Source organism: Ezakiella massiliensis (genome assembly GCF_059862345.1).
The window spans coordinates 93,748-106,774 of the sequence record NZ_JCBCEO010000001.1 but is presented as its reverse complement, the minus strand read 5'-3'; the positions used below and the strand labels follow the sequence as shown (position 1 = coordinate 106,774).

Below are 13,027 nucleotides of genomic sequence, written 5' to 3'. Positions count from 1 at the left end.
CACCTACCCGTAGATTGCTGTTAAAACCGCTACAATTGCGACTAATACATATGATACAAGGACAATGTTTTTTTCCTTGTGCCCTTTCATCTCAAAGTGATGGTGAATAGGGCTCATCAAAAACACCCTCTTACCCGTCAATTTAAATGAAGCAACTTGAATAATAACTGAAAGTGTTTCAACCACATAGTAAATTCCAAGCACTATCAAGTGTAGGGGCATCTTCATTACCATAAAGCTTGAAGCTAAAAAGCCTCCAATAAATAGGGACCCTGTGTCTCCCATAAAAACCTTGGCTGGATTGAAGTTATAAAATAAAAATCCAATTAAAGCGCCTGATAAGGCCAGGGATAAAATTTGAACTTCGCTTTGGCCATATCTCTTAGCCAAAAATGAGAGCCCCAAAATTACGATTGCACTGACGCCTGCACACAAACCATCAAGTCCATCTGTAAGATTAACTCCGTTTGATGCACCAGTGATCATAATAATCATAATTGGATAATAAAAATATCCAAGGTCAATCATTTTATCTGAGAAAGGCAAATGAACATTAGTGTCGATTTTTAAAACAAATCTAGAAAATAAAATCATCAAGACTGAAAATACCAGCTGAGCCAAAAACTTTTGCTTGGCAGTTAGTCCCAAATTGTCTTTCTTAATTACTTTTTGTATGTCATCAGTATAGCCCAAGTATCCATAATAGAGGCTTGAAAAACCGATAAATAAAACCTTTACCAAATCGGCTTCCTTTGTAGTCAGCAAGCAAATTGTCAGCATAATCACAAAAGAGAAGGTAAATAATATACCTCCCATCGTTGGTGTGCCTGCTTTTTTTAAATGACTTTGCGGCCCTTCTTTTCTGATTTCTTGTCCGTATTTTAACTTCTTCAAATAAGCTATAAAGGGTTTGCCAATTAGCAAAGTAATTACCATTGGCAAACCAAAATATAAATATTCCATATTTCCCCTTATAAAAACTATTCCTTAAATGTGAGTTTAATCTTCTTTTCTTTTAGGAAGCTTCCCGCTTCAATCGATTGCTCTACACATTTACCTTCGCCACTGACACTTACATCTAAATCATATTCTTCAGCAAGCTTGATGGCATCAACAATACTTAGGCCAATAAAGTCTGGCGTAAATTTGTTTTTATCAACTTTTTCTAATTTTATATCTATAATTGTACCCCTGTCAACATTTGTAAATGCAGGGATGGAAATTTCCTTTATAATAGAGTATTCACTTAACTCTTCTTCATCTATATAATATTTAAGTCCAACCTCTCTCAAAGCCTTTGTCGCTTGAGAAAATGGCAGGCCAATTATATCTGGAACTGCTACTACACCAGTCTTCAATTCTACATTTTCGTCGGATGGTTTGACACCCAGCATAGGAAGCACTTTTTCCATAATGCGAGCGCTAACAGGTCCTGCAACTGAACCACCAAAACTTTGTCCATTACCTGGCTCTTCTACATTTACCAGAACCAAAATTTTGGGATCGTCAATTGGAGCAACTCCAATAAAACTTGACATATAAAGTCCGTCTACGTACTTGCCGTTTTTAGCAACCTGGGCCGTGCCACTCTTGCCACCAACTCTGTAGCCTGGAACTGCACCCTTTTTATTCATATGAATAACAGAGTATTCCATAATTTCTCTCATCTTATCAGAAGTGTATTTGCTAATAACTTTTCTTCTAATTTCTACAGGAAATTTTTCTATAACTGTATCGCCAGATCTAACTTCTTTTACAATTCTTGGTGTCAAAAGGTTTCCACCATTAACAGCTGCAGCAGTTGCCATAGCCATTTGTAAGTTTGTGGTCGCAATCCCCTGCCCATAGGAAGCTGTAGCCAACCTAACAGGAGTCATCTCCCTTAAATCATTTGGAATAAGTCCAACTTGCTCTGCGTTTAAACGCACGCCGGATTTTTCTCCAAAGCCAAAACCCCTAATGTATTTCAAAAACTTTTCTCTGCCTAATTTTCTGGCTATTTCTATAAATGCAACGTTGCAGCTTTCTGAATAAGCCTCAGTTATATTTAGATGACCATGAGGATGTTGCCATCTTACACATCTAAGCGTAACTCCTGGTATATCGGTTATAGCTCCGCCACAATAAAGGTCAGTTGAATCATCTACAACTCCCTCTTCAATAGCAGCCGCCAAAGTTACAGTTTTAAAAGTAGAACCAGGTTCAAAGAGGACATTGACATTTAGATTATTCCAGTTTTGCTGCCAGAGTTCTGGCATCTCTTCTGGAGTTTTATCCTTCCATTCCTCTGCTTGCTCTTCATCTACTGGTGCCCTGTGGTCATTTGGGTCAAACAAATTTGTATCAGACATAGCCAGTATATCTCCAGTCATTGGATCTATAAGAGTTATGCTTACTGATTTTGCTAAATTATCTTCTTTTGTTCTGATAGCTTCGTCTTGAACAATCCTTTGAATTTTACTATTTATTGTAAGCACTACATCACCATGATTTTGTCCACCATAGTGAATTGTGTCTTGAAATGGGAGCTCTTGGTTTGAGGCATCCGTCTTTTTAACAATGCGTTCAGGTTCGCCTTTTAACTCTTCATTAAAGGTCATCTCAACTCCTGAAAGCCCATTTTGGTCAATATCAGTAAAACCCAATATATGATTAAAAAGCACACCATCGTTATAAAAACGCTTTTGCACTTCCTCTAAAGATATTCCTCTTAAATCTTCAATTTCACTAATTTTCTTTACTTGATCTTCGCTTGCCCATTGGACAATCTTGCTTCTCTTTTCGCCGTTTAAGTATTTTTTTATATCCTCAGAATCCATTTCCAAGATCTCGGCTAATTTCGCAGCCAATTCTGTCTTGGCGGTATTTTCTTCGTATTCTTTTGGGTTGGCCCAAATGGTAAAGGCAGGGATATTAACTGCAATCCTAACGCCTTCATCATCTAAAATCTCGCCGCGATTATCATTTCCTCTGAAGGATTTGGTAAGTTGCTCCAGGGCCATCTTTCGATATTCTTCCCCTTTGACAATTGAAATATTTGCATATTTAATGATAACGTACAAAACAAAAAGAGTAAATGCAAAAAATACCAATGATATACGCAGGTTTTTTTGATTAAGCCTATTCTTTCTTTTTTTATTTGCCATAATTACTTAGTAAATAACCCCATAAATCCAATTTCTTTTTTCGGTTTTTCTTTAACATATTCTTGTTCCCTTGAGTTTATATAAATCTTATCTTCTTCTGAAGGGTAAAACATGCCTAATTGTTCTGTTGCAATTTCTTCAACAGCCTTGGCACTAATAATTTCCTCTAGCTTAGCTTCCATTAATTTAATTTCTTTTTCCAGTTTTACATTTTCTTTTTTCTTTAATTCAACTGAATTTTTTACATTAGCGAGAGTTGAATAATTAATAAGTATATTAACTGAGCTTATGCAAACCACAAGAACAAGGAAAAATGCTTTTGACATAATTCTTTTACCAAAATTAGTCTTTGCAACCGGCCTTTCTTTTTCTTGAACAACGGTAGTTTCTTCTAAACTATAATCGTATGCTAGATTTGTCATAATTCCTCCTATACTCTCTCAATTACTCTTAACTTTGCACTTCTAGACCTAGAGTTATTCCTAATTTCTTCTTTTGATGGAATAATAGGTTTTTTAGTAATAACTCTTCCCTCTTTAACTTTATCGCAAGTACAAATTGGTGCCTTAGGATCGCAAATGCAGTCTTTGGCCGCATAGTTAAAGGCCTCTTTTACAATCCTATCCTCCAGTGAGTGGAAGCTGATAATTTCTAATCTCCCACCTTTTTTAAGTAAACTTAAAGCATCTGGTATAACCTTCTTTAAACTCTCAAGCTCATCATTGACTTCAATTCTGATGGCTTGGAAAATCCGTGCGATGATTTTTATCTCAGATTTTTTTGCCTCATAAGGTATCGAAATTTTTATCAGCTCAACTAAGTCTGAATTCAAAACAATAGGCGCTTTTTCTCTTTCCTCTACAATTTTTCTTGCAATTCGCCTCGAATACCTTTCTTCGCCGTATTTAAAGAAAATTTCCGTCAGCCTGTCAAGGTCGTATTCATTTACAACCTCGTATGCACTTAGGTCTTGACTTTCATCCATCCTCATATCGAGTTTGGATTCACCGCTAAAGGTGAAGCCTCTGTCTTTATTGTCAATTTGATATGAGCTAACCCCTATATCCAAGAGGATTCCATCAAAGCCAAACAAACCGTATGGCATTAGGAGTTCTCTCATATTTTTAAAATTGCCTTTGATTAAAATAATATTATCTTTAAATTCTGAAAGTCTATTTCCTGCAAAATCAAGTGCATCCTGGTCCCTGTCAATCCCCACAAGCTTGCCTGTAGTTAAGCGCTTGGCGATCTCATAAGAATGGCCTCCGCCACCTATGGTTCCATCTAGATACAAACCATCCGGTTTAATTCTCATTTCATTAATAACTTCATCTTTTAAAACCGAAATGTGATTGAATTCCATTAGAATAACCCCAGCTCTCCAAATTCAGCTGCAATGTCTTCAATAGATTTGTCTGTTGGGTTGGAGTATTTCTTCCAAGCGTCTGCATCCCAAATTTCAATCCTTGAACTTGCACCAGTAATATAAACTTCTTTTGATAAATTTGCGTGCTCTCTCAAGCTTGGTGGAATTAAAATTCTGCCTTGCTTATCAAGTTGCACATCTGAAGCGCCGCTAAAGAAAAATCTTGACATAGCACGAGCTTCAGGTTTTCCTGAAGGAAGGGCGTTAATTTTTTCGCTGAATTTTGTCCACTCTTCCATATTGTAACCAATCAAACAACCGTCGAGCCCTTTTGTAATCATAAAGGTCTCGCCGAGATCGTCACGAAACTTAGATGGAATTGTCAACCTTCCCTTTTCATCAAGGTTGTGATTAAATTCACCAATTAACATTTTTACCACTTAGTGACACTTCTTGCCACTCTCCTCCACTTGCTTATATTTTATACCATTTTTATGTTGATTTCCATACATTTATGACAATCAGATTAAATTTGATAAATAAAAAAAGAAGTCGGGCTATTAATCCCGACTTCTTTCAAGCGTACCTCTTGACAAAATTTTAAACTTCGTTATTTATTTTTTTCTGACTCTTCCATAATGATTGCAGATTTGCTTGCTCCAATACGGTTAGCCCCGCATTCTATCATCTTTAAAGCGTCTTCGTAAGTAGAAACTCCACCAGCTGCTTTAATTTTTATTTTGTCCCCCACAACTTCCTTCATAATCTTGACATCTTCAAAATTTGCACCCCGAGTGGAGAATCCTGTGGAAGTTTTTACAAAATCTGCCCCACCTTCAACCACGCACTTACTTGCAAGTCTAATTTCATCTTCACTTAAAAGTGCAGTTTCAATTATAACCTTCAAAACATGGTCCTTGCAGGCAGCCTTAATCTTTTTAATTTCATCGACCACATATTCCCTGTCACCCATTTTTAATCTGCCGATATTTAAAACCATATCGATTTCATCGGCTCCTTTTTTTATGGCGTCTTCAGTTTCAAAAACCTTTGCCTCTGTGGTCATAGCTCCCAGCGGAAAACCTATTACAGTGCAGACCTCTACATCTGAGCCTGCAAGTTTTTCCTTGGCGTAAGCTATCCAAGATGGGTTAATGCAAACACTAAAGAAATCATATTTTTTTGCTTCATCAATCAACTTATCGATTTTATCTTGTGTAGCATCCGCCTTTAAAAGTGTGTGATCAAAATATTTATTTATTTTCATTTTTTTCTCTCCTCGTCAAATACAAAATGTAAATCAGTCCCATAAATATAAGCCAGGCTATCAAAAAGCTAATAATAACTTTAATAACAATAGCGTTGAAAATTTCCCCTGGCAAAAGATTTATCATCAAAGATTCATTTGGATCCATGAGCCACAAGTCATTCCTAAAAAGGATCTTGTGGAAAAAGGTCCAAAATTTATCAAAGTTAAAGATAGCTGGCAAAATTAATACAGCTGGTACAAAGGGAATAATAAGAGAAAATTTCAAAAATTCTCTTAAATTTTTCTTGTCCATTATTAATAAGAAAATGATCGCAATAATAAGAGTCACTAAAGCAAATGTTTTTGCCCCCTTAAAAATATCTCTAACATCTTCCATGTGGAGGATTTCATTTTCAGTGTACCTCTTGTCACTCGTCAGCGCCAAATCATTTGACTTCAACAAATAGTCTTTATAATTATCGATTTCTTTTAAATATTCTTCTTCTGAATAACCAGTATTTTCACTAATATTTGTTTGCCAGTAAATTTTTTTATAAGTTTTCTTGTTAAAGCCTTGGTAAAATATAGCTGCAATCAGTAGCATAAAGCTGCTTGCAATTATTAAAATAATTTTTAAAGTCTTGGTCCTATAGATCTTCGACATTGTGGTAGACCTCTTGAACGTCGTCATGATCTTCAAGGGCGTCAACTAATTTTTGCATCTTAACCTTGTCGTCTTCAGACAAAGTAATTGTGTTATCTGGGAAGTAGCCAATGTCCTTGGCTGCAACTTTATAGCCTGCATCTTCAAGGCCTTGGGCAACAGTGTCCAAATCATTAGGAGCGGTAAACACTTCTACTACTTCTTCGTCATTAATAACATCTTGGGCGCCTGCTTCTAAGGCTGTCATCATAAGTTCATCTAAATCAATCTTTTCATTTAGCTCAATTGCCAAATAACCAAGCATTTCAAACATATACATAACAGAACCTGATGTGCCTAGGTTGCCACCATTTTTATCAAAGAGGTGTCTAACGTCAGCTGCTGTTCTATTTCTATTGTCTGTCAAACAGTGGGCAATAATTGCAGCTCCGCCGACCCCATAGCCTTCGTACATAATTTCTTCAAAGTTTACGCCTTCAAGTTCTCCAGCACCTTTTTTAATTGCACGCTCAATGTTATCGTTAGGCATATTAACAGATTTTGCCTTGTCAATAGCTGATTTTAATGATGGATTAAATTCTGGATTTGGTCCACCTTCTTTTGTTGCAACCATAATGTACTTAGCAATTTTTGTAAATTCTTTTGCCTTCCTTGCGTCTTCCTTACCTTTTTTGTTTTTAATATTATTCCATTTTGAATGTCCTGACATATTAATCCCTTCCTTTTCTATAAATTGGAATTCCCGCCCTCTTGTGGTCGGAAATTTTTATCATCCTTTGAATCTTTTTATTTTTCTCTTCGTCCTCTAGCCTACCTTCGACACCAGCATCCAGGTCGTCATAGGAAAGTCCTATTTCCTCTTCGTCCGACTGGCCAGTATAAAGTCCAGCAGATGGAGGCTTTAAAATAATTTCATCTGGTACTCCAAGGTCTCTTGCCATCTCATAAATCTCATGCTTGGTAAAATCAGCAAGCGGCAAAATATCAACGCCGCTGTCTCCGTGTTTGGTAAAATATCCTATCATATACTCGGTCTTGTTAGAAGCGCCTGCCACCAACAAATTATTGGCCTGGGCTATGTTATAAAGTGCCGTCATCCTAAGACGCGGCTTTATATTTGCATAGGCCAGCTTGTGGTCGGTCTTGGGTAAGACCCTTACAAGATCGTCGTATACATCTGAGAGATCAACTTTTAAAACATTTGCTTCGTTGCCTCGGGTTAAAATTCTCGCGTGGTCCTCATCGGTCTCCAAGGAATGGATGGGGAGCATGACGGATAAAAATTTTAATTCCTTAACCGGCTCTATAATCTTGTATAAAACCGAGGAATCAACTCCGCCAGAAATTCCAAGCACATATCCATCCGTGCCCGACTTTCTTGCATAATCTATTAAAAACTCTCTAATCTTTTCTATTTCTCTCTTCACTTGAGTTTAATTCCCTTCTTTTCTATAAGAGCTTTTCCAGCAGTTAAATTTAAAATCTCGCCCTCGATTTTTCCGACATCTTCAAGCTTAATACTAATAGTAGCTCTAACGTTTTCCAAAAATTCACTGTCGATAAGGTCTATTTTAGCATTTTTTACATAATTTAGAAAGATGTCATAGGATTCATAATCCATATAAATATCCAAGTCTTGGTATTCTTTAAATTCCCTGATACCAAACTCTTCTATTACTCCAGTTGTCGCAGCCATGTAGGCTCTTGATAAGCCTCCTGCCCCAAGCTTTATGCCTCCAAAATATCTGGTAACTACAATTACAATATTCTGAAGACCATTTAATTCTATGGCCTTAAGTATTGGCATGGCAGAAGTACCGCTTGGCTCTCCATCATCATCCGCCTTTTGCTTTAATCCACCGTGGATAATGCTGTAAGCATAAACATGGTGAGTGGCCTTTGGGTGTTTGTCTCTAATTGACTGAACAAAGTCCTCCGCCTCTTCTACTGTCAACACCATTTTGCTTTCGGCCAAAAAAATGGATTTTTTAATCTCATACTTGTATTCATAAGTTGACTGGGATGACTTAAAGGGTTTTACTTGTCCCTGTATATTCAAGGGCAACCACCTCCGCTCCATTTTCGTCGTAATTTATATCTAAAACCTTGTTTGATTTAATATATTCATCCATGTCAGCCTGGGAATCAAAAGAAAATTTTCTATTGACCTTCTCTATTTTACCAAATAACCTCTCTTCAATCTTTAATAAGAGCTTATTTATATCCCCGTCATCAAAGGCAGAAATATTCAGATCTCCGTCTTCTTTGAAGTCTCCATGGTCGGTCTTATCTATTTTATTATAGACCTTTAAAATCTTTTTATTGCCTAAATTCAGATCTTTTAAAAGCTTAGCCATGGTCTCCTCCTCTATGTGGAGGTTTTCATTTGAAATATCCAAAACATTTACCAAAAGGTCCGCATATTTAATTTCATCTAATGTCGATGAAAAAGCGTCCACCAATTGGTGTGGCAAATGCGAAATGAGTCCAACAGTATCTGTTAAAATAATCTTGGCCCCGTGTGGAAGTTCCACTTCCCTGGCCGATGTATCCAGGGTTGCAAAGAGCCTATCGTCTGCATAAACTTGAGCAGAATTTTCTTTGCCAGAAAGCTCCAAGATCCTATTTAAAATTGTAGACTTACCCGTGTTGGAATAGCCAACTAGTGATACAATCGGTATAGCCGATCGTTTTCGGCGTTTGGCCTTGGTCTCTTCGACCTTGACTTGGTTGGCAAGTTCTCTTCTCAAAGAGTCGATTGATGCACGCAAGCGTCTCCTGTCGAGTTCCAGCTTTTGTTCACCGGCCCCCCTCATACCTGTAACGCCTGCCTGCCTATCCATATTTTTGCCAGCCCCAATAAGCCTGGGCAGCATATATTCTTTGTTGGCAAGTTCAACTTGGAGCTTACCAAAAGAAGTCTTGGCCCTTTGACTAAAGAGCTCTAGGATAAGCATATTTCTATCCAAGACTTGTAAATCAAAAAAATCTACCAGATTCGATAGCTGAGACGGTGAAATCTCATGGCCTACTACCACTGTATCTATATTTAATTCCTGGCAAATATTTTTAAAATATTCCAGCTTGCCCGAACCAAAGTACATGGCCGGTTTAATTTCTCTATTTTTTTGGATACCAGTAGCCAGCACTTTGCCGCCAGCAGATTTTATTAGCTCTCGATTTTCTTTTTGCTCAAAAGTCTCATCAGAAAAATCAATAGCTATTAACATTACATTTTTATCTTTAATCAATATATCACCAAGGTCTATTTTAACATAAAAGCTTACAAATTGCTATATGCCAAGCAAAACATTTTAAATTTACAAACAAAAAATACTCCCAAAATCGCCATTAAAATTTTTAAGCGTCTGGGAGTATTTATTAAATTAAATTTTATTTTATTTTCTACTTTGTTTCGATTGTAGCTTCTTCGATTACAACATCTGTTTTTGGTTTGTCCATTTCATCTCTTTCGACTGCTGCAATCTTATCAACTACATCCATGCCTTCAATGACTTGGCCAAAGACTGTGTGCCTGCCGTCTAGATGTGGAGTTCCGCCCAAGTGTGAATAAGCGTCTATAAAATCTTCACTGTAACCTTGGCTAACAGCTTCTTTCATCATCTTAATCAAATCAGGAGAAACTTCCTTGGCTTGAACGATAAAGAATTGGCTGCCATTTGTATTTGGTCCAGCATTTGCCATTGATAGAGCTCCGCGAATATTTAGCATACTATTTGAAAATTCATCTTCAAAAGCTTCGCCCCAAATGCTTTCGCCACCGCGGCCAGTACCAGTTGGGTCTCCACCTTGGATCATAAAGCCGTCAATTACCCTGTGGAAAATAATTCCATTGTAGTAGCCGTTTTTAATATGTGTTTCAAAATTTTCTACTGTCTTTGGTGCGTATTCTGGGAACAATTTAATTTTGATGGTCCCCATATTTGTTTTTAAAACTGCAATCTTGTCTCCTGCCTTTACCTCTTGTAATTGTGGTAGGGCTGCAATTGTTTCTGCCTTCAATTCCTTTACCTCCTCTTTAATTTCCTCGTCAGCACTATTTTGTGCTTCATTTGTATTTTCATTTACCTTTTCCTTATCTTCATCTTTCTTTTGACAAGCTGTAAAAGTTAAAGCTAATGCCAAAAATAAAATTAATAATTTATTTCTCATAAAATTCTCCTTTGAGCTAAAAAGCTAACACCTGTTCCCCCCAGATTAAATATAACTAGTTGCCCTTTTTCAATTGGCGGATAAATTTCAATCTTGGAAATCAGCTTCTGCAATTTTTCTTTCTCTTCTTCAGTAACGGGCACGTCGCTCCTAATAGCCAAATGGCCTAGGGCAGCCTCCTTGATCTTGACCCTGGTGTAAAAAATCGATTTTTCACCCATAGTTCTGTATTCAAGTCCACGCGAGCACCTGTTGCCAAATACCTTGCCATCTTCTATTGTGAGTTCGCATCCAATCGGGCAGTTTTTACATATTACCTTCAAGTTTTAATTTCCTCCCTTTAATAGAAACAAATATTAGAAAAGAAGTAATCCCTTTTAAAATAGAAGAAATGGAAATCGCCATCCAAATCCCCGTCAGTCCAAAATAATCTATCAATAAATATGCAAGAGGTATGCGAAGTATATTACCTGTTATACCTATAATGCTTGGAATATGCGTCATTGAAATACCGTTAAAGGCCCCGCCGTTTGCAATCTCAATAGCCATAAAGACTTGTGAGAAACTGAGGACCATGAGGTACATGGCTCCGATTTGTATAGCCTCAGCCTCGTGCAAGAATAATCTAATAATAGGAAAGCGGCCAAAATATAAAATTAAATTTGCGGCCAGGCCTATTATAAACATAATCTTGCAGCTTGAATAAAAAGCTCGGTTGACTCTGTCATATTTTTGAGCCCCGTAATTTTGCCCAATGAAACTTGCATTTGCGGTTGCATAGCCCTCAGCCGATAGCCAAGAGATGCCTTCAATGGTACTACCGATTGATTGGGCGGCCACAGCTGCTGAACCAAAGCCAGCAATCATCCTGCCCATATACATGCTTATAAAACAGTGAACGGCCGATTGCATTGCAGGTGGAATGCCCAACTTTAAAATTTCTCTTACTTTTTTAAGTTCCCAAGGTTCCCTATAATCAACCAAAGCATATAAATGCCTATGTTTGATACCGAAAAATATATAAATAAGGGTTACCAGGATTTGGCTAATGGCCGTTGCCAAGGCAGCACCAAAGACCCCCATATCAAGAACAATAATTAGCAAGGGATCCAAAATCATATTGCATGCAACGCCTATGCAGCTAACCTTAAATGTTTCCTTAGAATCGCCTGCGGAATTAATAATTACCGCGAGTATTGGATTCATAAATAAAAACGGAAAGCCAATGCTTACAGTTTTTAAATATATAACTGTTGAATCATAAGTTAGCTGGTCTTGGACTTGAAAGAAATTAATCAAAGACTTGTGAAAAAAATAAACTATAAGCGTATAGGTCAGGGCAATTAATATATTTAATTTGATCCCTGAATTTATATATTTTTTTGCAGTCGCGACATCTTCTCTGCCCAGATTTTGGCTGACGGTAACAGCAAGGCCAACATTGCAAATTAAAACTAAACTGGAGACCATCCACCAAAAAAATCCACTTATACCAACAGCTGCCACAGCCTCTGTGCCAATCTTTCCCACCCAGTAAAGGTCGGTTAAGTTGTAAGCCATGGTTAAAAAACTTGTCCCCATTAAAGGTAAAGCAAGCTTCATCAGCTGATCTGATATATTGCCTTCGGTTAAGGACCTCCTATTAGTCATCTAGACCCTCGTCTGTCAAAATAAAAACTCCATCCTTGGTAACGGCCATGGTGTGTTCGTATTGGCAAGATAGTGATCCATCCTTGGTCCTAGCTGTCCAACCGTTTTTGTCCATTTTCATTCTCCAATCGCCAACATTTATCATTGGTTCAATTGTAAAGACCATGCCTTCACGCATCCTGGCGCCCTTGATTCCACTGTTGTAATGAAAAACTTGTGGATCTTCGTGCATTTTTCTGCCAATTCCGTGGCCAATAAAATCACGAACAGGCGAAAATCCAAATTGACTTACATAGTCTTCAATGCAAATACCAATCTCGCCAAAGTGGACACCTGGTTTGCAAATTTCAATCGCCTTCATCAGCGAATCATGGGTTACCTCCATGAGTTTTTTGGCCTCATCAGAAATTTCACCAACTGCGTATGACCAAGCCGAGTCTGATAAATAACCATCTAAGTCCACAACCATATCTATGGTTAAGATATCTCCTTCTTTTAATTTATATGAGTTAGGAAAACCATGGCAAATTTCATCATTAACGCTAATGCATGTTGCATACTTGTAGCCTTGGTAGCCTATTTGCGCAGGAATGCCCCCATGGCTCCTAATAAAATCCTCTGCAATTTTATCCAATTCCATGGTAGTAATACCTGGCTTGATATGCTTTTCAAGTTCATAATGAGTGGATTTTAAAAGTCTGCCTGACTTTTTCATACCCTTAATCATCGATTCTGTTTTAATTGAAATCATAATAAACCTCCAGCAACTATTTTACTAT

Annotated in this window: 15 protein-coding genes; all 15 read right to left on the bottom strand. The window is 37.4% G+C overall.

Annotation, left to right across the window (positions count from 1 at the left end):
• Positions 1-3: 3 nt before the first annotated feature.
• Positions 4-963, bottom strand: a complete 960-nt coding sequence (gene mraY / locus AC6FXG_RS00520) for a phospho-N-acetylmuramoyl-pentapeptide-transferase (RefSeq protein WP_500571130.1) — start codon at positions 961-963, stop codon at positions 4-6.
• A 17-nt stretch (positions 964-980) separates the two neighbouring features.
• Positions 981-3,146 carry a penicillin-binding transpeptidase domain-containing protein gene (locus tag AC6FXG_RS00515; RefSeq protein ID WP_500571129.1) on the bottom strand — a complete coding sequence of 722 codons (2,166 nt, stop codon included), beginning with the start codon at positions 3,144-3,146 and terminating at the stop codon, positions 981-983.
• A 2-nt stretch (positions 3,147-3,148) separates the two neighbouring features.
• Complete coding sequence (locus tag AC6FXG_RS00510) at positions 3,149-3,568, bottom strand: septum formation initiator family protein (RefSeq protein WP_500571128.1); 420 nt, start codon at positions 3,566-3,568, stop codon at positions 3,149-3,151.
• 8 nt (positions 3,569-3,576) lie between these two features.
• Positions 3,577-4,509: a 16S rRNA (cytosine(1402)-N(4))-methyltransferase RsmH gene (rsmH, locus tag AC6FXG_RS00505; protein WP_099950375.1), complete on the bottom strand. Its 933-nt coding sequence runs from the start codon at positions 4,507-4,509 to the stop codon at positions 3,577-3,579.
• Positions 4,509-4,943 (bottom strand): division/cell wall cluster transcriptional repressor MraZ, encoded by a 435-nt coding sequence (mraZ, locus tag AC6FXG_RS00500; RefSeq protein WP_075573865.1) that lies wholly within the window; start codon positions 4,941-4,943, stop codon positions 4,509-4,511. The genes rsmH and mraZ overlap by 1 nt, the downstream gene beginning before the upstream one ends.
• A 179-nt stretch (positions 4,944-5,122) precedes the next feature.
• Complete coding sequence (deoC, locus tag AC6FXG_RS00495) at positions 5,123-5,779, bottom strand: deoxyribose-phosphate aldolase (protein ID WP_500571127.1); 657 nt, start codon at positions 5,777-5,779, stop codon at positions 5,123-5,125.
• Positions 5,766-6,425, bottom strand: a complete 660-nt coding sequence (locus AC6FXG_RS00490; protein ID WP_500571126.1) for a TIGR01906 family membrane protein — start codon at positions 6,423-6,425, stop codon at positions 5,766-5,768. The genes deoC and AC6FXG_RS00490 overlap by 14 nt, the downstream gene beginning before the upstream one ends.
• Positions 6,409-7,134, bottom strand: a complete 726-nt coding sequence (locus AC6FXG_RS00485) for a YebC/PmpR family DNA-binding transcriptional regulator (protein WP_500571125.1) — start codon at positions 7,132-7,134, stop codon at positions 6,409-6,411. Before AC6FXG_RS00485 ends, AC6FXG_RS00490 begins: the two co-directional genes overlap by 17 nt.
• 1 nt (position 7,135) lies before the next feature.
• On the bottom strand, positions 7,136-7,852 hold the full coding sequence (gene nadE, locus AC6FXG_RS00480) for an NAD(+) synthase (protein ID WP_500571124.1): 717 nt from the start codon (positions 7,850-7,852) through the stop codon (positions 7,136-7,138).
• The gene (locus AC6FXG_RS00475) at positions 7,849-8,484 is read right to left on the bottom strand and encodes an IMPACT family protein (protein ID WP_500571123.1); all 636 of its coding nucleotides are present in this window, start codon (positions 8,482-8,484) and stop codon (positions 7,849-7,851) included. Before AC6FXG_RS00475 ends, nadE begins: the two co-directional genes overlap by 4 nt.
• Positions 8,453-9,676 (bottom strand): GTPase HflX, encoded by a 1,224-nt coding sequence (gene hflX, locus AC6FXG_RS00470; RefSeq protein WP_500571122.1) that lies wholly within the window; start codon positions 9,674-9,676, stop codon positions 8,453-8,455. Before hflX ends, AC6FXG_RS00475 begins: the two co-directional genes overlap by 32 nt.
• 154 nt (positions 9,677-9,830) lie before the next feature.
• Positions 9,831-10,598 (bottom strand): peptidylprolyl isomerase, encoded by a 768-nt coding sequence (locus AC6FXG_RS00465; RefSeq protein ID WP_500571121.1) that lies wholly within the window; start codon positions 10,596-10,598, stop codon positions 9,831-9,833.
• Positions 10,595-10,921 carry a DUF1667 domain-containing protein gene (locus AC6FXG_RS00460; RefSeq protein WP_500571120.1) on the bottom strand — a complete coding sequence of 109 codons (327 nt, stop codon included), beginning with the start codon at positions 10,919-10,921 and terminating at the stop codon, positions 10,595-10,597. Before AC6FXG_RS00460 ends, AC6FXG_RS00465 begins: the two co-directional genes overlap by 4 nt.
• Positions 10,905-12,248, bottom strand: a complete 1,344-nt coding sequence (locus AC6FXG_RS00455; RefSeq protein ID WP_500571119.1) for an MATE family efflux transporter — start codon at positions 12,246-12,248, stop codon at positions 10,905-10,907. Before AC6FXG_RS00455 ends, AC6FXG_RS00460 begins: the two co-directional genes overlap by 17 nt.
• Positions 12,241-12,999 carry a type I methionyl aminopeptidase gene (gene map / locus AC6FXG_RS00450; protein WP_075573874.1) on the bottom strand — a complete coding sequence of 253 codons (759 nt, stop codon included), beginning with the start codon at positions 12,997-12,999 and terminating at the stop codon, positions 12,241-12,243. Before map ends, AC6FXG_RS00455 begins: the two co-directional genes overlap by 8 nt.
• Between the last annotated feature and the right edge of the window lie 28 nt (positions 13,000-13,027).